Origin of the sequence: Methylobacter psychrophilus (assembly GCF_025583945.1) — a bacterium.
GTDB classification, from domain to species: Bacteria; Pseudomonadota; Gammaproteobacteria; order Methylococcales; family Methylomonadaceae; genus Methylobacter_C; species Methylobacter_C psychrophilus.
The window spans coordinates 38,571-60,522 of record NZ_JAOEGU010000007.1 but is presented as its reverse complement, the minus strand read 5'-3'; the positions used below and the strand labels follow the sequence as shown (position 1 = coordinate 60,522).

At 45.2% G+C, this 21,952-nt stretch carries 17 protein-coding genes; 11 read left to right on the top strand and 6 right to left on the bottom strand.

Annotated elements, in window-relative coordinates:
* The first annotated feature begins 21 nt into the window (after positions 1-21).
* From N7974_RS05500 to N7974_RS05475, 6 genes are all read left to right on the top strand, one after another.
* The gene (locus N7974_RS05500; protein WP_262964647.1) at positions 22-1,713 is read left to right on the top strand and encodes a SulP family inorganic anion transporter; all 1,692 of its coding nucleotides are present in this window, start codon (positions 22-24) and stop codon (positions 1,711-1,713) included.
* Between the two features lie 223 nt (positions 1,714-1,936).
* The gene (locus tag N7974_RS05495) at positions 1,937-4,336 is read left to right on the top strand and encodes a phosphoketolase family protein (protein ID WP_262964646.1); all 2,400 of its coding nucleotides are present in this window, start codon (positions 1,937-1,939) and stop codon (positions 4,334-4,336) included.
* Positions 4,337-4,606: 270 nt separating this feature from the next.
* A complete protein-coding gene (locus N7974_RS05490) occupies positions 4,607-7,150 on the top strand; it encodes a glycogen/starch/alpha-glucan phosphorylase (protein ID WP_262964645.1) in 2,544 nt (847 codons plus the stop codon).
* Positions 7,147-7,785, top strand: a complete 639-nt coding sequence (locus N7974_RS05485; protein ID WP_262964644.1) for a histidine phosphatase family protein — start codon at positions 7,147-7,149, stop codon at positions 7,783-7,785. Before N7974_RS05490 ends, N7974_RS05485 begins: the two co-directional genes overlap by 4 nt.
* Before the next feature lie 75 nt (positions 7,786-7,860).
* Positions 7,861-9,063: an acetate/propionate family kinase gene (locus N7974_RS05480; protein WP_262964643.1), complete on the top strand. Its 1,203-nt coding sequence runs from the start codon at positions 7,861-7,863 to the stop codon at positions 9,061-9,063.
* A gap of 224 nt (positions 9,064-9,287) precedes the next feature.
* Positions 9,288-10,874 carry a glucose-6-phosphate isomerase gene (locus N7974_RS05475; RefSeq protein WP_262964642.1) on the top strand — a complete coding sequence of 529 codons (1,587 nt, stop codon included), beginning with the start codon at positions 9,288-9,290 and terminating at the stop codon, positions 10,872-10,874.
* A gap of 224 nt (positions 10,875-11,098) precedes the next feature.
* Here the strand turns inward: N7974_RS05475 and N7974_RS05470 are convergent, their stop codons facing one another.
* Positions 11,099-11,815, bottom strand: coding sequence for a response regulator (locus N7974_RS05470; protein WP_262964641.1), 717 nt, complete (start codon positions 11,813-11,815; stop codon positions 11,099-11,101).
* 434 nt (positions 11,816-12,249) lie between these two features.
* On the opposite strand from N7974_RS05470, the gene N7974_RS05465 reads away from it, so the two are divergent.
* From N7974_RS05465 to N7974_RS05445, 5 genes are all read left to right on the top strand, one after another.
* The gene (locus tag N7974_RS05465; RefSeq protein ID WP_262964640.1) at positions 12,250-13,986 is read left to right on the top strand and encodes a beta strand repeat-containing protein; all 1,737 of its coding nucleotides are present in this window, start codon (positions 12,250-12,252) and stop codon (positions 13,984-13,986) included.
* Between the two features lie 78 nt (positions 13,987-14,064).
* A complete protein-coding gene (locus N7974_RS05460; protein WP_262964639.1) occupies positions 14,065-14,655 on the top strand; it encodes a VPLPA-CTERM sorting domain-containing protein in 591 nt (196 codons plus the stop codon).
* Positions 14,656-14,891: 236 nt separating this feature from the next.
* Entirely contained in the window at positions 14,892-15,527 is a 636-nt protein-coding gene (locus tag N7974_RS05455) for a hypothetical protein (RefSeq protein ID WP_262964638.1), read from the top strand.
* A 284-nt stretch (positions 15,528-15,811) separates the two neighbouring features.
* Positions 15,812-16,387 carry a VPLPA-CTERM sorting domain-containing protein gene (locus N7974_RS05450; protein WP_262964637.1) on the top strand — a complete coding sequence of 192 codons (576 nt, stop codon included), beginning with the start codon at positions 15,812-15,814 and terminating at the stop codon, positions 16,385-16,387.
* 246 nt (positions 16,388-16,633) lie between these two features.
* Complete coding sequence (locus tag N7974_RS05445; RefSeq protein WP_262964636.1) at positions 16,634-17,947, top strand: YihY/virulence factor BrkB family protein; 1,314 nt, start codon at positions 16,634-16,636, stop codon at positions 17,945-17,947.
* 235 nt (positions 17,948-18,182) lie between these two features.
* Here N7974_RS05445 and N7974_RS05440 read toward each other — a convergent pair whose 3' ends face one another.
* From N7974_RS05440 to N7974_RS05420, 5 genes are all read right to left on the bottom strand, one after another.
* Entirely contained in the window at positions 18,183-18,320 is a 138-nt protein-coding gene (locus tag N7974_RS05440) for a hypothetical protein (RefSeq protein ID WP_262964635.1), read from the bottom strand.
* A gap of 302 nt (positions 18,321-18,622) precedes the next feature.
* Positions 18,623-19,693, bottom strand: coding sequence for a protein-glutamate methylesterase/protein-glutamine glutaminase (locus N7974_RS05435; protein WP_262964634.1), 1,071 nt, complete (start codon positions 19,691-19,693; stop codon positions 18,623-18,625).
* On the bottom strand, positions 19,690-20,073 hold the full coding sequence (locus N7974_RS05430) for a chemotaxis protein CheD (RefSeq protein ID WP_262964633.1): 384 nt from the start codon (positions 20,071-20,073) through the stop codon (positions 19,690-19,692). Before N7974_RS05430 ends, N7974_RS05435 begins: the two co-directional genes overlap by 4 nt.
* A gap of 153 nt (positions 20,074-20,226) precedes the next feature.
* Positions 20,227-21,063 carry a CheR family methyltransferase gene (locus N7974_RS05425; RefSeq protein WP_262964632.1) on the bottom strand — a complete coding sequence of 279 codons (837 nt, stop codon included), beginning with the start codon at positions 21,061-21,063 and terminating at the stop codon, positions 20,227-20,229.
* A 330-nt stretch (positions 21,064-21,393) separates the two neighbouring features.
* Positions 21,394-21,951, bottom strand: a complete 558-nt coding sequence (locus N7974_RS05420) for a chemotaxis protein CheW (protein WP_262964631.1) — start codon at positions 21,949-21,951, stop codon at positions 21,394-21,396.
* Position 21,952: the final 1 nt, after the last annotated feature.

Here is a 21,952-nt window from a genome sequence, read left to right as displayed (position 1 = left end):
GTTCTGCTCAACGTGATCAAAATGAAAACCAATCCAGCCAGTACACAAGCAAAGCAGTCCGGCAACATAGCGCTACGCTTCGACGTAATCGCCGGCCTCACGGCCGCAGCAGTCGTACTGCCGAAAGCAATGGCATACGCAACGGTAGCCGGTTTGCCTGTTGCAGTTGGCCTCTATACCGCCTTTATCCCGATGCTTGTTTACGCCCTGCTGGGTTCATCAAAAATACTCAGTGTCAGCTCAACCACGACCTTGGGCATTCTCGCCGGAACACAGCTCGGATTGGTGGTCCCGGATGGGGACCCCACGAAACTGATCACCGCCGTTGCCACACTAACTGCGTTGGTGGGTGTGTTGCTAATTCTGGCCGGGTTGCTCCGTCTAGGATTTGTTGCCAACTTTATTTCCATACCCGTTCTGACCGGCTTCAAAGCAGGAATAGGGCTTGTCATTGTACTGGACCAAGCGCCAAAACTCTTGGGTATTCACATTACCAAACAAGGCTTCTTTCGCGACCTGTTCAGCGTAGCCAATCAATTGCCGGAAACCTCGTTGATCACACTGGCGGTAGCCGCTGCGACCCTGCTAGTACTGATCAGCATGGAACGTCTATGGCCACATTCACCGGCACCTCTGGTTGCCGTTGGCGGTGGCATTGCTGCATCGTGGTTGTTCAGTCTGCATGCCCAAGGGGTCTCGACAGTCGGTCTGATTCCACAAGGATTGCCGTCACTGACCATGCCCGATCTTGCCCTGATCGAACAGTTGGTACCGGGCGCACTAGGAATCGCATTGATGAGTTTCACCGAATCAATCGCCGCCGGGCGCGCCTTTGCCAGATCTACAGAACCGTCGATCAATGCAAACCGTGAACTGATTGCCCTGGGAGCTGCCAATTTGGGTGGCGCGCTATCCGGTGCGATGCCGGCAGGAGGCGGCACCACGCAAACTGCGGTCGTGCGTGCTGCCGGAGGCCGATCACAAAAAGCATCGCTGGTAACGGCGAGCACTGCGGCTGCGATCATGCTGCTACTTTCGCCGTTACTGGGCTTGCTGCCATATGCCACGCTTGCAGCAGTGGTCATCGTCTACTCTGCGGGGCTAATCAAACCCGCCGATTTTATCACCATCCTCAAAGTAAGGAAGATGGAGTTTCGCTGGGCTATTGTGGCCTGTCTGGGAGTACTCATATTCGGCACACTGCAAGGTATCGTAATAGCAATTATTATGTCATTAATCAGCCTGTCCAGCCAGGCGGCCCACCCGCATGTATATATTATTGGCCGTAAACGCGGCAAAGACGTGCTGCGTCCCCTGTCACCCGAACACCCCGATGATGAAACACTTGATGGCCTGCTGATCGTGCGTCCGGAGGGACGCCTGTTCTTTGTCAATGTCCAGTACGTGGCCGAACAAATCGGCATATTGATCGAACAGCACAAGCCTCGCGTACTTGCATTAGACATGAGTCGGGTAACGGATATAGAATACTCGGCACTACAGATGCTGATGGAACGTGAAAAGAACGCGACTGAAGCCGGCGCTACAATGTGGCTGGTGGGGCTTAATCCCGGCGTGCTTGAGATCGTGCGTCATGCCGGTCTGGCCGACCGCCTTGGCCGCGAGCGCATGCTCTTCAACGCACGAACTGCAATCGAGCGTTACCAAGCGCTGGAAGCCGTTGGTGGTAATGGTCAGTCGCCAACGTCTTAATCAGAGGCCTTACATAGCGTGAACGGAAACAGATAAACTATAGCGTTATTATCGTTGGTCAAAAACCAGTCAACATCTATTATGCTCTCCGCGTGTACTAATAAACGGAACCTCTCTGGATTAATACGAATGTCATAATACCCAAGGAAAATCGACTTCTATTTTCTTTATATTTTTATCTATTAAATTTTAATTTTATCTAACCCTCAAGAGATATAACTATATGACCACCTCTGATAAATCCGTAATCCCGTTCCCTGTTGCAGAAACACTAAGTCCGGATGAGCTAGTCAGGATTAACGCATACTGGCGTGCCTGTACTTATCTGGCTGCCGGTATGATTTATTTGCGGGATAATCCCCTATTGAAAGAACCACTGAAGCCCGAACATATTAAAAACCGACTGTTAGGGCATTGGGGCTCAAGTCCTGGGCTTAGCTTTACCTACATACATTTAAACCGGCTCATTAACAAGTATGGTCTTAATGCCATATTCCTGGCCGGGCCAGGCCATGGTGCACCGGGCGTGTTGGCACCCGTTTATCTGGAAAGCACTTATTCAGAAATTTACCCTAATAAAAGTGAAGATGAAGAAGGTTTATTGCAATTTTTCAAGGAATTTTCTTTTCCCGGCGGCATAGGCAGTCACTGTACACCGGAAACACCGGGTTCGATTCATGAAGGCGGCGAACTGGGCTATAGTGTTTCTCATGCTTACGGCGCTGCCTATGATAATCCCGATTTACTGGTGGCGGTTGTCGTCGGCGATGGTGAATCGGAAACCGGGCCATTGGCGACTTCCTGGCATTCCAATAAATTCCTTAATCCCATTCGCGATGGCGCAGTATTACCGATATTGCATCTTAACGGTTACAAGATAAACAATCCGACACTCTTGTCACGCATTTCCCACGAAGAACTGGAGCGCCTGTTTCAAGGCTACGGCTATACGCCTTACTTCGTCGAAGGCAGTGATCCCGAAACGATGCACCAACTGATGGCGAGCGTTCTTGAAGAGTGTGTGTTGGAAATCAAACGTATCCAGGATGAATCACGCCGCACAGGCATCCCGAACCGACCACGCTGGCCGATGATCATCTTGCGTAGCCCAAAAGGATGGACGGGTCCAAAAGAAGTCGATGGGCACAAGGTAGAAGGTTTTTGGCGTTCACATCAGGTGCCTCTTGCCGGGATGAAAGAAAATCCTGCACATCTAAAGCAACTTGAAGACTGGCTGCGTAGTTATAAACCTGAAGAATTATTTGATTCAACGGGCAAATTAATCCCCGAACTTAAAATACTGGCGCCTAAAGGTGCGCTCCGCATGAGCGCAAATCCGCATGCTAACGGTGGTTTGTTAAGAAAAGCCTTACGGATGCCGGATTTTCGGAATTACGCCCTTGCACTGGCCAGTCCGGGTAAAGTCACCGCAGAAAATACCCGCCCATTGGGTAAATTTCTGCGTGATATTATGAGCGGCAACATGAATAATTTCCGCGTGTTCGGCCCGGATGAAAATAGCTCCAACAAGCTCGATGATATTTATGAGGCCAGCAAAAAAACCTGGATGGCTGATATTCTGCCGGAAGATGCTGACGATGGCCAACTATCGCCAGACGGTCGGGTTATGGAAATGCTTTCCGAACACACGCTGGAAGGTTGGCTGGAAGGCTATTTACTGACAGGTCGACACGGCTTTTTTTCTACCTATGAAGCCTTTGTGCATGTGATTGACTCCATGTTTAACCAGCATGCCAAGTGGTTAGCCATGTCCAAGGCGGTGCCGTGGCGCGCAGCCGTATCATCACTCAACCTGCTGATTACTTCTACCGTCTGGCGTCAGGATCACAATGGTTTTACTCATCAGGATCCCGGCTTTCTCGACCTGGTCGTTAACAAAAGTCCTTCAGTAACCCGTATCTACCTGCCGCCAGATGTAAACTGTCTGCTTTCTGTAGCCAACCATTGCCTACAAACCACTGACTACATTAACGTCATTGTCTGCGACAAGCAGAAGCATCTGCAATATCTGGATATGGATGCAGCGATTAAACACTGCACCAAGGGCATTAGTATTTGGGAATGGGCAAGTAACGACGATGGTTGTGAACCGGATCTGGTTATGGCGAGCGCGGGTGATATTCCCACCAAGGAAGCTCTGGCCGCAACCGTATTACTACGCGAAAACTTTCCAAGCATTAAAATTCGCTTTATCAATGTAGTGGATCTTTACAAATTGGTACCCGGTAGTGAGCATCCACATGGCCTTTCAGATCGGGATTTTGACAGCTTGTTTACCTTGGATAAACCGATTATTTTTAATTTTCATGGCTATCCCTGGTTAATTCATCGACTCGCTTATCGCCGTAACAACCACAAGAACCTGCATGTGCGTGGCTATAAAGAAAAGGGTAGTATCAACACGCCGTTGGAACTGGCTATTCAAAATGAAACCGACCGCTTCAGCCTGGCTATTGATGCTATTGATCGTATCCCTACTTTACGGGTATCCGGCGCACACGTTAAACAAAAGCTGCGTGATCAGCAAATTGAATGCCGTAGCTACGCTTATGAACATGGTATAGACAGACCGGAAGACGACCAATGGCAATGGCCTTACTGAGTTAAAACAGTTTCTGTTTGCACCCAACCTTTTGGCTACCAACTTAAGCCGAGATAAATACCATCCCTTGAAGGGATAATATCTGTAAAATTGTCCCGCTTTAATTGGTAGTCAACATTTTTGTAGGAGCGGTTAAAATCTGCTTCTACAAAAATCCGACTTTATTCCAATCAATTTAGATACCGTTCCCAAGCCGTTCCTGATTTGAAAAAGCTTTTTTAAGTTTATCGAACGGCTTAACTTAATGACATTGTTGCTAAGGATACGAACATGACGACAAACAACAAGAAAACCGGTCATATTTCGAATGATAAAGCCATACCGGTAGAGGAAGACATTCGTACCAGCTTGAGCACTCCTGCTCTCAAAAAGGCTATTCTCGATCATTTGATCTACAGCTTGGGCAAGCTGCCAAAAATAGCCACTGAACACTCCTACTACAAGGCCTTGGCACTGACCGTGCGTGACAGACTACAACACCTTTGGGGTCACTCCGTACAAACCTATTTCACAGGCGCCAGTACTGAAAAAGTTGCTTGCTATTTTTCAGCCGAATTTCTCATGGGTCCTCAGCTCGGTAGCAGCCTGGTTAATCTCGGCATTGAGTTTGAAATTCGGCAAGCAGTTGCTGAACTTGGCAAGGATCTTGACGACCTGATGGCTCTGGAAGAAGAGCCGGGCTTGGGTAATGGCGGCCTTGGCCGCCTTGCCGCCTGCTATCTTGACTCACTGGCAACTCTGGAGCGCCCGGCAATTGGTTACGGCATCCGTTACGAATTCGGTATCTTCGATCAGGAGATTCATGATGGCTGGCAGGTGGAGATCACCGACAAATGGTTACGCTGGGGTAATCCGTGGGAAATAGCCAAACCCGATGTAGCGTATTACGTCAACTTGGGCGGGCAATCGGAAAGCTACCATGATCATCAGGGTTCTCTTCGAAAACGATGGATACCACACCATGTCGTTAAAGGCGTGGCTTTCGATACCCCGGTTCCGGGTTATCGCGTTAATACCTGTAATACCCTGCGTCTTTGGAGTGCCGAAGCCTGTGAATCTTTTGACTTTCAGGCATTTAATACCGGCGATTATTACGAGGCGGTGGACGATAAAGTTATTTCCGAGACACTGACAAAGGTACTGTATCCTAATGACGAACCTGAGGCCGGGAAAAAACTTCGTCTGGCACAACAATATTTTTTCGTTTCCTGCTCAATACAGGACATGCTTAATATGCTTGAACTTGCCGGTCTGCCTCTTGAATATTTCCCCGACCGGTTTGCCGCCCAGCTGAACGACACCCATCCCTCGGTCGCTATTGCCGAGCTAATGAGGATACTGGTCGACGAACGTCAACTTGCCTGGGATTTGGCATGGAGCATTACTTTTCGCACGTTTGGCTATACTAATCACACCTTGCTACCGGAAGCACTTGAAACCTGGTCGCTACCCTTGTTTGGTGAACTCCTGCCACGGCATCTGGAAATAATTTACGAAATAAACAGTCGTTTTCTTGATGAGGTAAGGCGTCGTTATCCGGGCGACGATCAGCGCGTAGCCCGACTATCGCTAATCGATGAGAGCGGCAACAAACGTGTACGCATGGCACATCTTGCCTGTGTCGGCAGTCATGCCATTAATGGCGTGGCTGCCTTGCATAGCGAACTGCTAACCACCAGTTTGCTAAAGGATTTTTACGAACTGTGGCCGGAGCGTTTCAGCAACAAGACTAATGGAATAACCCCGCGCCGCTTCATGGTACTGGCCAATCCCAAACTGAGCGATTTAATCACACGCTCGATTGGCGATGAGTGGATTACGCAGACTAATGAACTCAAAAAGCTTGAAGCCTTTGCCGAGGATGCATTATTTCGTCAAGAGTGGCGCACCGTGAAGCAAGCGAACAAGGAAAAACTCGCTACTTATCTGCGTAAACAAACCGGCATTGAACTCAATCCGACTTGGTTATTTGACATTCAGGTCAAGCGCATTCATGAATATAAGCGTCAGCATCTCAATGTGTTACACATTATCACTTTGTACTGTCGTCTTAAACGCAATCCGGCACTCAGTATTTCTCCACAAGCGTTTATCTTCGGTGGCAAGGCAGCACCTGGTTATTTTCTGGCCAAGCGCATCATTAAATTAATCAACGCAGTAGGCGAGGTAATCAATAACGACCCGGATGTTAATAAATATCTGCGTGTCGCTTTTATCCCTAACTTCAACGTCCAGAACGGCCAGCTAATTTATCCGGCAGCCGATTTATCCGAGCAGATTTCTACAGCAGGCAAAGAAGCATCAGGCACCGGCAATATGAAATTCACACTGAACGGTGCCTTGACCATCGGCACCCTTGATGGTGCCAACATCGAGATTCGTGAAGAAGTCGGTGCCGATAATTTCTTTCTGTTTGGGTTAACCGAAAAGGAGGTCGTTAAACTTCAACGCGCAGGTTATCATCCCGCAACCGCTATCGAAAAAAATCCGCAATTGGCTGAAGTCATCCATCTAATCGCTTCGGGTCATTTTTCGCATGGTGACACTGAAATATTCCGGCCTTTGATAGATAATCTATGCCAAAATGACCCCTTTCTGGTGTTGGCTGATTACGCCGACTATATTGCCTGTCAGGATAAAGTTACCGAAGCATGGCAAAATCAGGAACGATGGACGCGCATGTCTATCCTGAATACGGCCAGAGCCGGCAAATTTTCCTCTGATCGGGCAATTCGTGAATATTGCGATGAAATTTGGAATGTCCGAAAAGTCTCTATCAAGTTACCCATTAATGAACCCGGATTTTTAATATGAGCCTGAAAATTTATTTGCTACGCCATGGAGAAACAGAATATAGCCGGCGAGGAGCCTATTGTGGAGCACTCGATCCGGAATTGACACCGGAAGGAAGCCAAATGGCGCAAGCTTTCGCGGATGCTTACCGTTCTGTATCCTGGTCGGCCATTTACGCCAGCCCCATGAAAAGAACGGTTGCAACGGCACAACCTTTATGTGATGTGGTAGGTCTGCCCATGCAAACCAGGGACGGGCTTAAGGAAATTGGTTACGGTGCCTGGGAAGATAAAGAACAGGACGATGTTAGGGTACGCTACGAACAGGATTATATCCGCTGGCTGACCGAACCCGCCTGGAATCCGCCAACCGACGGTGAAACAGCAGTTCAGGTTGAAAGTCGGGCACTCCCGATAATCACTGAAATTGAATCCAACTACAAAAATGGCAACGTATTGGTCGTCTCACATAAAGCCACGATACGCATTATTCTTTGTAGCCTGATGGGAATTGATACAGGTCGCTACCGGGATCGCATTGATGCTCCGGCAGCCTCATTAAGTATTGTTAAGTTCGATGTTCATGGCCCGATGCTGGAAGTTTTGGGTGACCGCAATTATATGCCTGAACATTTGCGTAACCGTGTGGGAACCTGATGACCAGCTTGGTAACACCCATGTCGCTGAAATATGCATTACCGTTACGGCTTTTTATTAAATCAATCAAGCATTATGCATAAATACTTACTGGTCATTAACGCAGGCTCATCAAGTATCAAGTTTGCTATTTACCAAAAAGATGCCTCATCAGTACAACTGATTGCCGATGCTGCCGGGCAAATTGAAGGTATCGGTAGCCAGCCTCACTTTATGGTAAAGACCCCGGATGATTTAATTCTGATTGATCGGGCGCTCACTATCGATGAAGCAGGTGATCACTCAGGTGTCATCACGATCATACTCTCCTGGCTACGTATTTATTTGGCAAATGGAACCTTACTGGCTGTTGGGCATCGCGTCGTCCACGGCGGGCAATACTATTCAGCACCCGTTCTGATTAATCCGGACGTTCTTGCAGAACTGGAAACCCTCATTCCTTTGGCACCGCTGCATCAACCGCATAACCTCGCAGCTATCCGCGCACTACTCAAGACCATGCCATCAATGCCGCAAGTTGCGTGCTTTGATACGGCGTTTCACCGCACCCAACCCGCCGTCGCGCAGCATTTTGCAATACCGCGACACTTTACTGATGAAGGTATACGTCATTACGGCTTCCATGGTCTCTCCTACGAATATATTGCCTCCGTATTGCCCACAGTTGAGCCCGCACTCACTAATGCACGCGTCATCGTTGCTCATTTAGGGAGTGGTGCCAGCCTGTGCGGGCTTTACAAAGGCAATAGCATTGCCACTACCATGGGTTTTTCTCCTCTTGACGGGTTGGTCATGGGCACCCGTTGCGGCAGCATCGATCCTGGCATTTTGCTTTATCTCATGGATCACCACAAGATGGATGCGCGTGCCCTGGAGCAACTGCTGTACCATCAATCCGGCTTGTTGGGGGTTTCCGGGATTTCCAACGACATGCGCCTATTACTTGCCAGTAACCACCCGCACGCAGAGGAGGCCATTGAGTTATTCGTGTATCGTATAGGACGTGAAATAGGCTCTCTGACTGCGGCTCTGGGCGGGCTTGACGCGCTGGTGTTTACTGGCGGTATCGGTGAACATTGCGCCGTAATTCGTGCAAGAATTTGTCATCAGGCGGCATGGTCAGGGCTTCAACTTGACGATGCCGCCAATGAAGCCGGTACTTTGCGCATATCAACTTTATCGTCAAAAATAACAGCATGGGTAATAGCTACCGAGGAAAACTTAATGATCGCACAGCACACACTTGAGCAAGTAAACTCTAATGGCGATAAACAGTGATCATTACCGTGCATTCGTTACCTTCATTTTTGAAAATTGACTTAACTGGGCTGATAGTACCCTATACTCTTAAAAATAATCACCCATAAAAACCTGAGAATTAACCCTCTTCATGGTAATGAAGCCACTTTTTGAGTAACATCACACTATAAAAAACCGGCGATCGACGTGGGTTAATGCACTAATTTTTCCATTAAACATTATAAGCTCACAAAACAGACATTATGAATACTCAAGAACTCTGGCAACGCTATCAGGATTGGCTTTATTTTAACGAAGACCTGGGACTGTATCTGGATGTTAGTCGGATACGCTTTGATGATCACCTTATAAAATTACTGGAGCCCAAATTTGCCCAGGCGTTTATGGACATGGCCGCCCTGGAACAAGGCGCAATTGCCAATCCTGATGAAAATCGAATGGTTGGGCATTACTGGTTGCGCAATCCTGAATTGGCGCCGGCAGATCTGAAAAACGAGATCATAGATAATCTTAACAAGATTGAAGCCTTTGTCGAAAAAGTACACAAAGGTGCCATTCATCCACCGTTAGCGCCCAAATTTACAGACGTTCTTTCTATCGGTATTGGCGGTTCGGCTCTGGGCCCACAGTTTGTGGATGAGGCACTGGCAACCGATTTTCCACCTATGTCCATTCATTTTATCGATAATACCGATCCGGCAGGCATCGATCACATCCTCAATCGTTTAAAAGAGCGTCTTAAAAGCACCCTGGTTATTATTACCAGTAAATCAGGCGGCACGCCTGAAACACGTAACGGGATGTTGGAAGTAAAACATGCCTACGAGCAACAAGGCTTAAACTTCGCGGCCCATGCCGTTGCCGTGACTATGTTGGGCAGTAAAATGGACGAACTTGAACGTATTGAAGGTTGGCTGGCCGAATTCCCCATGTTTGATTGGGTAGGTGGTCGAACTTCGGAAATGTCATCAGTAGGGCTATTATCGGCCTCATTACTGGGAATTAATGTTAGAGCTTTATTGACTGGTGCCAAGGCCATGGATATCGCTACCCGTGTGCCGGAAATCAGACAAAATCCCGCCGCTTTGTTGGCGCTTTCCTGGTATTGTGCAGGTAACGGCAAGGGCGAGAAAGACATGGTCGTTCTACCTTACAAAGATAGCCTGCTGCTGTTCTCGCGTTATTTGCAACAATTGGTCATGGAATCCTTGGGTAAAGAAAAGGATTTGGACGGTAACACAGTTCACCAGGGCATTGCTGTTTATGGTAACAAGGGCTCTACGGATCAGCATGCCTTTGTGCAACAATTACGGGAAGGGGTGGCAAACTTCTTCGCTATTTTTATAGAAGTACTGAAAGACCGAAATGACGCATCAATTGAAGTAGAACCCGAAGCGACATCAGGTGATTTTCTGTCCGGATTTTTACAAGGTACCCGGCAAGCCTTATATGACAATGATCGGGATTCTATTACACTAACAATTACCCAAGTGAACCCCGAAACAGTTGGCGCACTAATCGCCCTGTTTGAGCGAGCAGTTGGTTTTTATGCTTCGCTGGTAAACATCAATGCTTATAATCAACCGGGCGTGGAAGCAGGAAAAAAAGCCGCTGAAACATTATTGAGCCTGCAGCGAAAAATACTGGCCGTTTTAAGAAGTGCTGATCAACCACTAAAACTGATAACATTGGCAGAAATAGCAGAAGCTGGCGATCAGATTGAACATGTTTACAAAATTGTTCGTCATCTTGCTGCCAATAACCGTGGCGTGGTTTTGCACGGCGATCTCGCCAAACCTGATCAGCTAACGGTTAGCTATAGACTTTGAGAAATTAAATTTCAAATTTACATCGCAGTAAGCCCAGACAGATACCATCCCTTCAAGGGATGGTATCTGTTAGCCTCGAAATTATTTATCTGAAAATCTAAACAATAGTTATTAATTTACAGATGTTTAAATAAAAATCTGAGGTATAAATGAAGCGTCCTGTAAAAGACGTTTCATTTTGTCCGACGCCAGCAGCTATCTAATCAGTATTTTTTGATGCAATCTCATTCATCAGCACTTTTTTTAACCAGCACATACCCAAGTCCCCGAACCGTTTGTAAATAGCACGGATGAGTTGGATCAACTTCAAGTAATCGTCGTAATCTCGATATCTGAATATCAATGGAACGACTTGACGGCTTATGATCGCGACCGTCGACAAGGTGACCCAGACGCTCACGTGTCAATGGTACACCGCCTTGTTGCGCCAGCACTTTAAGTAAACCGAATTCACTATTGGTTAAATCGATTTTGCAATCATCCCGGTATAAGCACCGTTGAGAAAAATCCAATCGATATGGGCCGAAATAAAACGGGGCATGATTTGCTTCGGGAATAGCTGCAACCAAACGTGGATTACGTCGCAATACTGCATGAATACGAGCCAGCAGTTCACGCGGATTAAAAGGCTTGGACAGATAATCATCGGCACCGCAATCCAGACCCAAAATACGATCGGCTTCACCACCACTGCCGGTTACCATAATGACGGGAGGGCTATTTTCATCTTCGCTCAGCCGACGACAAATAGACAGGCCATCCTCGCCCGGCAACATCCAATCCAGGATAATCAAGTCGAATGGATTTCTCTCCATTTTTTTGAGCATCTGCTGACCATCACCTGCAATATCGACACTAAAACCTTGATCGCAGAGATAGTATTTCAGCAAATAACTCAGGTGCTCGTCATCATCCACAATGAGTATTTTAAGTTGTAACATTGAGTGTATTCACACATTAGATTAGATTTGAGTAATTAAATTAATTATAACTTTTTTTCCTATATTCCCCCTATTTATTAATATCATTTATAACGAATTGCTACATGCCGATACAATTCGTTATTTTCCATATCTTGTATATTGTTATATTTAGTTACATCACCTAACTATCATCTTGTTACATTTCGTTACATCACCTAACTATCATCTTGTTACATTTCGTTACAATTCAAATAGAGCCATACGTTAATTTTTACTATATCCTAGCCACCAGTCAAGTAAACAAATAAAACTTTTTAAAACAAATTACTAAATAGGCTTAAAAAATCAACTATTTAACTCGCTATAAATCTTTACCCAGCTATTTTAGGGATTAGTATTTATAAAGCACATGGGTATGGCCCATTTATTAAATAACTCTCAATGAGACTCATATGAAAAATAACACTTCACCACTAAACAAAATAGCCGGGCAAAAAGAAACGACTTTACGACGATTCATGCTCCTTGCGGTACCTGCATTATTATTGACCGGATTATCAGCACAGGCAGCGGATTACAATTTCCCTGGCAACTTACCGGCCGTTTGCGCGGTAGTTCCGCTCCCCAGTCAAAATCAATATACCTGCGGCGTATTAACGCTGGGAGACGACGATACCATTAGCGTCACACAGGCAAGCACGATCACCTTCAGTGGGGCATTCACGACCGGTAAAAGAAACTTAATCAATGCAGCACCCGGGGATATTGCTTCTGATCTAACTCTGGTGCTTAATGGCGCACTCGCTGTTGGTGCCAACTCAAAGCTGAACGCCAACGTGAGCGCCACCGCAGCAGTCAATATCGGCCCGACAAGCGTTCTCGGAGGCACCCTCACTACCACCCTTCCCACCGGTGTAGTGACCTTAGGTAGCGATGTCGAGATTGGTGGTAATATCAAGGCCGATAAAGGCGCCGTCACCATTGGTGCCGGCGGCAAAGTGCATGGCAAGATCATCGCCAATGTCGGCGTCGTTACCTTGGGTGCCAACACCGCAATCGATGGTAATATCGATGGTGGTGTTGGTGCTGTGACCACAGGCCCAGGGGTTATGCTGGGCGGAAATTCCTACGGTAAAATCACCACAGGTGCCGGCGTGGTCACCATCGGTGCCAATAACAAGATAGGTAACATTGCCACTGGTGCCGGCGCTGTTACCGTAGGAGCAGGTAGCGTGGTCGGCACGGTAACAAGCCCTACTGGCGTTATCACATTCGGGGGAAATATAGAAGCCACCAGTATCAGCAGCGGTGCTGGCGCGGTTAATGTCGGAGCCTCTAGCCGTATTTGCGGCAATATCGATGTCACCGGTGCTGGCGTCACCACATTGACAACCGGTGTAAAAGTCGGTGGCAACATTAGCAGCGGCGATGGCGCGGTCACGGTTGGTGCCGGCAGCATGATTCGCGGCAATGTCAAGGTCTCCGGTGCCGGCGTTGTCACCATGACCTCAGTCACTCTAGGTGGCACTATTTCTTCTGTCACCGGCGCAATCACGGCAACAACTTCCAATGTCGGAGGCACTATGGCAGCCTCCGGTGCAGGAGTTGTTACCCTTACGGCCAACACCGCTAATCCGGTATTAACTTTATCGGCAGCCTGCGCTTATGTTCCTCCAACAACATTAACAACCTACATTCCCGCTTCTGGTCCTAATGCTGGTAAACCAATAGCACCATCAGATGCTCCAGATACAATAATTGGAACAACCGGTAACGATATCATCACAGGATTTCGTAGTAGTGATACTTTAACTGGTGGCTTGGGTGCCGACCAATTTGTCTACCTCAATGCCGGGGATGGTAAAGATACCATCACAGATTTTTCGCAGGGGATAATAGTCGATCCATTATTTCCATTGGATCCATCTAAAAATACTTTTGATCTGATGGTTAAAGACCAGATAGTCCTGACTACGTTGCTGAAAACTCTCAACTATCTTGGAGTTGATCCGATCGCTGATGGTTGGGTCACTTTAAGCTCTCGAGACACCAACAACGCTATAACGGTTTATATCAAACCGAGCGGACCGGCCTCTGGTCGCACAAATGCGCTGGTCATAGTAAATCCATCTGGCACAGCTGAGGAAAAAGCCAACTTTAAATTAACCGCAGCTGATTTTATTTTCTAAGCGGGTTACATCCTATCTAAAACACCGCCTTCCTGCTCATGGATGGCGGTAACAGAATTTTTAACTTAACAGGAAAATATGATGAAAAAGTTTTTAAAAGTTGCCTCCGCTGTCAGTTTTTGCAGCGTATTAATGATGCTTTCTCCAATATCTGAAGCATCAATGACTAGTTATAGTTACGATTTTGATGGTGTGGCTGACTCTTACGGTTCTCTGCCCGGGTCCCTATTGTCTACTGGTAGTTTTTCTTTTTCATACGACGACTCAGCAGGATCATTGTCTAGCCGTACCGGCGAGGTAAAGATTAATCTATCGGCAATAAGTTTTAACTTTAATAGTAAAACTTATAATTTAACAACGAAGTTTGCGACTGCCACACCAGAAGCCATTTTTATGAACGGAGAATTCCAAGGCGTAAATTACGTATCCGAGACCCTAGCAAATCAGACTACAGTTTCCTTGATTAGCGATACGAGTCCTTATTTTGCCTATGATCAATATAATATGGCATATGAAGTTACTGGCGGTGGCTATGGTGATATTACCTATGTAGATATCACTCCCGCTGCTCCCAGTTCCGTACCGGTGCCCGCAGCTATCTGGTTGTTTGGCAGTGGCTTGGCAGGTTTTGGTATGATCAGCCGTCGTAAACGTCAACTTGCAATGTAATCTGAATTTTTGGCAGCTTTAATTTCTCTGCCGGTCGGGACTTGTAACCCTGACCGGTAAATTTTAAGACCTCAACACCATCAAAAAGTAAGCAAATATTTACAAAATCTATCACACTTTAGTAAAGTGAATTATTGATAATTAAATAATTACTTTTATCGTCATAACGGCTTACGACAATTGATTTGCAATAACTGCGGAGGGCGAAACTTATCCCCTTTAACAGGACAAGAAATATGAACAGGTTTTCAAAAGCCGCTGCCACCGTCAGTTTTTACTGCCTATTGATGCTGCTTTCACCAATATCCGAAGCGTCAACTATTAATTATACATTTTTTGGTGTAACCAATAGTAGTGAACTGGCAGGTGAAGTATTCTCACCTCTTTTTTCATATGATAATTTGACACTATCTAATCCAGGTGAAGCAAGTAATAGAACGTCTGGACTGAACTCAAATTTTAACAACCCTACTTTTGATTTATATACTGCTCTTAAAGAGAGTAATGGTATTTCTACATCAACAGCCAATTTTTTTGATGGCCTGTTTACCGGTCTTATCTACGGATCGGATATTGTCACCGGTCGTCCTACTCTTAGCCGGATAACCGATAACCAGTCTTCTCTTAGCTATTCAAACAAAAAACAAACATATAATCAAACAGTTACAAAAAACCCTGGGGGTGGCAGCAGTAAAAATAATGGTGGCAGCAGTGGCGGTGGCGGTGCTTATACCTACACGACTTCGAATCCTGTTAATTTTTCTGTTGTTGTTCCTTCTTCCATACCGATACCTGCAGCTATCTGGTTGTTTGGCACTGGCTTGGCAGGTTTTGGCATGATCAGCTGCCGTAAACGTCAACTTGCACTGTAATCTGAATTTTTAGGAGCTTTAATTTCGCGGTCGGTCGCGCCTTGTAACCCTGATCGGCGTACATAAAATTTCAATAACCTTTAAAAAGTAAGCAAATAACTGCAAATCCTGTTATAGTCTCGAAAAATTATATATCTGTAATTAAATAATTACTTTTATAGTCGTAACTGCTTACAATTATAGAGTTACGATACCAATGGGGTTTTGCAACCCATTTACAGGACAAGCATATGAACAGGTTTTCAAAAGCGGCTATCGCCTCCAGTTTTTGCTGGGTATTGATAATGCTTTCACCAATATCCGAAGCATCAAGCATTAATTACACATTTTTTGGTGTAACTAGAAGTAGTCAGCTGGCTGGCGAAGTATTTTCGCCGCTTTTTTCATATGATAATTTGACACTATCTAATTCAAGTATTGGGTCGTCTGGATCAAGTTTTAATCCTAAAAACCCTGCTTTTGATTTATACACCGCTATTAAACAGAGTAACGGTATTTCTGAATCAACAGCCAATTTTTATGAAGGCCTATTCACCGGGCTTAATTACTCATCAAATATTATCACCGGCCGTCCTACTCTTAGCCAGATAAACAAAATCCAGTCACCTCCTGCATCTGCGCCAAACAAACCCACATCAAATCAAACAGTTACCAGAAAGTCTGGGGGCGGCAATAATAGTGGTGGTGCTAGTGGCGGCGGTGGAAGTAGTGGTGGCCGTGCCAACACGACTTCCAACCCTGTTAATTTTTCCATTGTTGCTCCTTCTTTAGTACCAGTACCCGCAGCTATCTGGTTGTTTGGTAGTGGACTGGTGATTTTTGGTGTAATCAACCGTCGGAAACGTCAAACTCCACTGTAATTTGAATATTTCAGCAGCTTAAATCTGGATAGCAATCCAAGTTTGCAACTCCACCCAAAAAATTTGAAGACCTCAATAGCTTTTAAAGCTTACCTACTAAAGCAGCATTTGCCTTTATTCAATTCCAATAAAAATACTTTATCTCTACGGCATTAACGGTTAAATTAATTGCATTATTCCAGGCAACTTTCTGACATGCCTGTTTAATAAAAAATCATCTTTCCTTAAAATGCATACAATCAGCCAATGAAAATTAATCTGTTTAATTTTATTAAAGAAGATATATGGCTGATACATGAGCAAAAGCTGTCACTATTTAAAGCGACCGTTATCAAGTCGTTAAAAATTATTATCTTATCTGTTCAGGGCTTCTCCTGTGATCTGTGTCCACTCAGAGCATCGGCATTAACGCTTTATAGCATACTGTCGATAGTGCCTGTTATTGCCATGCTATTTGGCATCGCCAAAGGTTTTGGTTTTGAAGCCATGCTGGAACAACAATTACTTGAGCATTCGCCGGATCAAAACACCATGGTACTGGAGCTAATCAGTTTTGCACAAAATCTGTTGGAGAGTACTAAAGGCGAAGTTGTTGCAGGAATTGGTATTGTTGTGCTGTTTTGGACCATTATCAACGTAATCGGCAACATCGAAGAGTCCTTTAACTTTATCTGGAAAATAGGTAAAGGACGCTCAATCAGTCGTAAATTTAGCGATTATTTATCGCTCATGCTGTTGGCTCCCGTTTTATTAATCGCATCCAGTAGTATTACGGTATTCCTGAAAACAAAAATAACCTGGTTAATTACTGTTATTGAATTGCCGGAATTTGGTACCTGGCTGGTTTTAAGAGGCCTGGCCTTGTCGCCTTTAGTGCTTATGATAGCGTTATTTGCCTTTATCTTTATTTTTATGCCCAATCATAAAATACATTACCGGGCCGGAATAATTGCCGGTATTGTTACCGGCATTTTATATCACCTGTCGCAATGGGCTTATCTAAGCCTGCAAATTGGCGCATCCAGTTATAATGCCATTTACGGTAGTTTTGCTGCCTTGCCTTTATTTGTCGTCTGGTTACAAACAGGCTGGATGATTGATTTATTTGGTTGCGAAATCGCTTTTTTTCTACAGAATTATGAAATTTATCGAAATAATAACCGATTTTCTGATTTAAGTTTCTCCCTAAAAAAAGTTATTGCCCTACAAATTACGCATTTAATTATCAAAAATTTTACGCAATTAAACAAGCCCTTAACCGCTACTGAAATAGCAACAAAACTGGTTATCCCAATAGCGATTATTCAACCGGTATTATTAAATTTAATCAGCAGTCATATTATTGTCGAGTATAAAAATTTAAACGAAGATGATGAAGTTTACCAGCCCGCAGTCGATATCAATATTCTCACTATTAGTTATATTATCGATGCGTTGGAGCAGTGTGGACAAAATCACCTACCGGATATGAATCAGGAGAGATTATTTATGAATGCCGTCAATACCTTCAATAAACTGATGCAAGACTCTGAGCAAAACTGTTTATTAAAAGATATTTAGGTTCCGGTGAGAAACTGCTTTTAGTCTTTCAGAAATTAAATTTCCATTACATTAAATTTTGAGCCCGTACGGATAACATCCCTTGAAGGGATGGTATCCGTTGGCATCGAAATTATTTATCTGAAAGTCTATAGGTAAGACGTAACAGTTTTTATAATGCCGTCACGTCTTGCCTATAGTAGATAGTCTACCTGTAGTATGAAACTTCCTTTACAATAAACTATACGAGAAGAATTTATTTAGTCGCCGGTTTTTCCAGGGCAGGAACGGGAACCGGAACAGCCACTCGTGGTGGAGTGATTATTTTTGCGACAGGTTGTTTAGCTATTTTTTCACGCCGCTCGCCTTCACCATAAAGCGTAAAAGTGGCCATAACAAATAGCGTTGTTATCACAAGAATCATAAATCTGTCAGGTTTTTTCAAAAAGAACAGGGGCCACTGAGGCTTATACATTCCGGTGATGAAAAAAAGGATTGTCCATAATGCCAAGTCGAAGGCGTAATTTACCATTTATATTTACCTGTTAATATTCATTTAGTTGGATTTACATTATTATTATTTAAACGAACAGCTTTTTGCAACATACCAATTTATTTTAACGGTTTTATTTTGTTAAGGTTTAAATCTTTACCGTTATTTAACAAGCCACATCAGGGGCGAGAGTAATAACTGAGCTACCGCCTGCTACCATATGCGACAATTTCGTGGGCAATCTGGCTTAGCGGTAACTCTCGATTTACAGCACCCAATTTTAACGCTTCTTTAGGCATACCATAGACTACACAACTGTCTTCATCTTGTCCCAAGGTACTGGCTCCCATATCAAACATTTCTTTTAGACCTTTGGCTCCATCATCCCCCATACCCGTCATGATGATACCCAGTGCATTTTTTCCTGCACACTTTGCTACCGAGCGAAACAACACATCGACAGATGGACAATGACGACTCACAGGTGGTCCTTCGACAATTTCAACATAGTACTGCGCACCGCTACGCTTAAGCAGCATATGTCGCCCCCCTTGTGCAATCAACGCCCGTCCTGGCATCACTCGGTCACCATTGGCCGCTTCACGTACTTCAATCTGGCAGAGACTATTTAGACGGGTAGCAAAAGCACCGGTAAATTTCTCCGGCATATGTTGCACGATCACAATGCCAGGACAGACACGAGGCAATGCCGTCAGTATAAATTCCAGTGCTTGAGTACCGCCGGTGGAAGTTCCGATGGCAACAACCCGGTCGGTAGTTTCAGCCATGGCGTTGAGAGCGGCTGGAAGAATGGCATCTGCCGTTAATTTAGCAGATACCGTTACCGCAGATGATTTGACCAGTCGGCGTAAATTGGCACGCGCGGCAGCTTTGACTGCAGCCAGCAGATTTTCCGAGTCATCCTGTAAAAACTGTTTAAGCCCTATTTTAGGCTTGGTAACGATACTCACCGCCCCGGCGGCCAGTGCCTGCATGGTAGTTTCTGCACCTTTTCCGGTCAGCGTGGAACAGATGACAACCGGCGTTGGGCGTTCGGCCATCAGCTTTTTCAAAAATGTGATGCCGTCCATACGCGGCATTTCAACATCCAGCACTATTACGTCCGGCCATTGCATCTGCATTCGCACCATGGCGAACAACGGATCGGCAACGGCACCTATCACATTAATACCGGGATCTTGTGATAGGGTTGCTGTCAAAACCTGCCGTACCACGGCAGAATCATCTACTATTAATACCTTTATCTGAGTCATCCCAGGTTCCTGTTTTTGGGTTCATATTCGAAAAGTGGCGACACGTTGCTGTACTTAATCCAAACTTCTCCGCTCCATACTTTAAAAATTACATTGCGATAGCCAATGCCGCCCAGATGTTCGGCCACGCAAGTAAAGCCATATTGATTTACCAGTTGCTGCGCAGCCTGCACATTCTGGAGGCCGATATGGGGCATCCTGTTTTCGGAACTTCGAGGAAACATATTCCCCCCCCCAAATAATTTGACCTGATATTCCTTATGGGGAGCGCCAATGGCATCGATTTTCTTTAACAGCAAGGCAATTGCCTCATCAGCATAACGACCATTCGGAGCAGGTAAATCATCTATCCTGTGATCAATGCCACGTTTAGGGAGCATGTAATGACACATTCCTCCTACCAGCAGTTTAGGGTGCCACAAGGTTATTGAGACACAGGAACCCAGGACGGTACTGATACGAGTATTCCGATTACCAAAATAATAATCCCCGGGCCCAAGAAATACCTTTAAAGGAGCAAAAGAATACATATATCAAGGCTTTAGATAAATGGCTGGTTTTACCAGTCGTAAGTCTTTGGTTATGCCATTCAGCGTTTCGGAATGACCCACAAAAAAATGTCCGCCGGGGCGTAACAACGACAGTAAGCTTGATACCACCTGCCGTTTAGTATCCTGATTAAAATAAATCATGACGTTGCGTAAAAATATCACATCAAACTCACCGATTTTCGGCGCTGTTTCAGTAAGGTTATATTGCTTAAATTGCACACGTTCACGCAGTTTTCGCTCAATCAACAAAGCTCCCTCCTGACTACCTGTGCCTTTAAGGCAATAATTTGACAAATACAGTGGAGGAATTTTCAGCATGGCATCTATCGGGTAAAGACCGTTACGCGCCTTTTCCAGTACTCGGGAACTAAGGTCAGATGCTACCACTTCCCACGGCGCCTGTTCCAGTACTGCATCCAGCAGCATCGCAATACTATATGCTTCCTCACCACTGGAACAGGCGGCACTCCAGATGCGAAAGGTTTTTCCGGGCTTTCGCATCGGCAAAATATGCTGCTGCAGAAAATCAAAATGTTTGGGTTCACGAAAAAAATGCGTTTCGTTAGTAGTGAGCAAATCTACGGCCATTTGTAGTTCTGCTTCTTTATTGGCGGCAGTAATCAGTTGAAAATACTCACCGTAACTCGTCAGTCCATAATGCGTAAGTCGCTTCGCCAGGCGACTAACTACCAAAGAGTTTTTAGCAGGGGACATACTGATGCCGGCAATACGGTAGATAAGGTCGCGAAACTGTGCCAGTTCCTTTTCTTGCACCGTCACAGAAGCCTGGTTAGTCTGGGATATCTTGTATTCAGTCATTTTTAATTCTATCTATTGGTATTGGATATCATTGTTCAGGAAAATTTTTCACGCGTAATTGTTTTTGACTCAAGGTGATATCCAAGAATTAATAGTCCCAAGTGGCGCAGGATTTTGGTTTATTTACACGATAGAAAAATAGGTGCGTAGGCTCTGACTACGTAACTATTTTGACAAAACAGTAAATGAATAAAAAGACCAGCAAGCCGGGTATGTTATTCGCAGGAAATGATCTATATATTTTTAGATAAATAATTCCCGTGTCAACAGATACCATCCATTGAAGGGATGGTATCTGTATAAGCTTTATTGATTAATAAATCGATGTAGCTATTCCACTGACTTCAATTCAATTGCCGAAGTATAACCTTCCCCGGCCAGCCTCGTCATTTCGTCCATTGACAGCACATATTGAATATTTAAAATAATGACAAACTTGCCATTGATCTTGCCCATCCCGGCAATAAAGTCAGCGCGAATATTATTACCAAAGGAAGGTGCCGGCTCAATTTCGTGGGTCGGAATTTCCAGTACAGCATTTACCGCATCCACCATCACACCAACATTCTGGGTCTCCTCACCGGTATTTACTTCGACGATAATAATGCAGTTGCGCCGACCTACCTGAACGGACTGCTTGCCGAAACGGGCACTCAGATCAATCACCGGCACCACCGCTCCCCTCAGGTTAATGACGCCCAGAATAAAATCGGGCATTCGCGGCACCTCCGTCAGTTGACTATGTTGAATAATCTCCTTGATACTCAATATGCTGATGGCATAAGTTTCGCCACCCAGCATAAAAGTCAGATATTGCTGCTGTTCTTCTTGATTTTGACTGCCGGCCACCGTTGCTGGCAACTTTGCTGCGGATGTCATTGCTTTCATG

What these genes read in the sequence shown, in the direction of transcription:
- N7974_RS05500 (WP_262964647.1), top strand. Translation starts at nt 22, where the DNA reads ATGAAAACCAATCCAGCCAGTACACAAGCAAAGCAGTCCGGCAACATA.
- N7974_RS05495 (WP_262964646.1), top strand. Translation starts at nt 1,937, where the DNA reads ATGACCACCTCTGATAAATCCGTAATCCCGTTCCCTGTTGCAGAAACA.
- N7974_RS05490 (WP_262964645.1), top strand. Translation starts at nt 4,607, where the DNA reads ATGACGACAAACAACAAGAAAACCGGTCATATTTCGAATGATAAAGCC.
- N7974_RS05485 (WP_262964644.1), top strand. Translation starts at nt 7,147, where the DNA reads ATGAGCCTGAAAATTTATTTGCTACGCCATGGAGAAACAGAATATAGC.
- N7974_RS05480 (WP_262964643.1), top strand. Translation starts at nt 7,861, where the DNA reads ATGCATAAATACTTACTGGTCATTAACGCAGGCTCATCAAGTATCAAG.
- N7974_RS05475 (WP_262964642.1), top strand. Translation starts at nt 9,288, where the DNA reads ATGAATACTCAAGAACTCTGGCAACGCTATCAGGATTGGCTTTATTTT.
- N7974_RS05470 (WP_262964641.1), bottom strand. Translation starts at nt 11,815, where the DNA reads ATGTTACAACTTAAAATACTCATTGTGGATGATGACGAGCACCTGAGT.
- N7974_RS05465 (WP_262964640.1), top strand. Translation starts at nt 12,250, where the DNA reads ATGAAAAATAACACTTCACCACTAAACAAAATAGCCGGGCAAAAAGAA.
- N7974_RS05460 (WP_262964639.1), top strand. Translation starts at nt 14,065, where the DNA reads ATGATGAAAAAGTTTTTAAAAGTTGCCTCCGCTGTCAGTTTTTGCAGC.
- N7974_RS05455 (WP_262964638.1), top strand. Translation starts at nt 14,892, where the DNA reads ATGAACAGGTTTTCAAAAGCCGCTGCCACCGTCAGTTTTTACTGCCTA.
- N7974_RS05450 (WP_262964637.1), top strand. Translation starts at nt 15,812, where the DNA reads ATGCTTTCACCAATATCCGAAGCATCAAGCATTAATTACACATTTTTT.
- N7974_RS05445 (WP_262964636.1), top strand. Translation starts at nt 16,634, where the DNA reads ATGAAAATTAATCTGTTTAATTTTATTAAAGAAGATATATGGCTGATA.
- N7974_RS05440 (WP_262964635.1), bottom strand. Translation starts at nt 18,320, where the DNA reads ATGGCCACTTTTACGCTTTATGGTGAAGGCGAGCGGCGTGAAAAAATA.
- N7974_RS05435 (WP_262964634.1), bottom strand. Translation starts at nt 19,693, where the DNA reads ATGACTCAGATAAAGGTATTAATAGTAGATGATTCTGCCGTGGTACGG.
- N7974_RS05430 (WP_262964633.1), bottom strand. Translation starts at nt 20,073, where the DNA reads ATGCTCCCTAAACGTGGCATTGATCACAGGATAGATGATTTACCTGCT.
- N7974_RS05425 (WP_262964632.1), bottom strand. Translation starts at nt 21,063, where the DNA reads ATGACTGAATACAAGATATCCCAGACTAACCAGGCTTCTGTGACGGTG.
- N7974_RS05420 (WP_262964631.1), bottom strand. Translation starts at nt 21,951, where the DNA reads ATGAAAGCAATGACATCCGCAGCAAAGTTGCCAGCAACGGTGGCCGGC.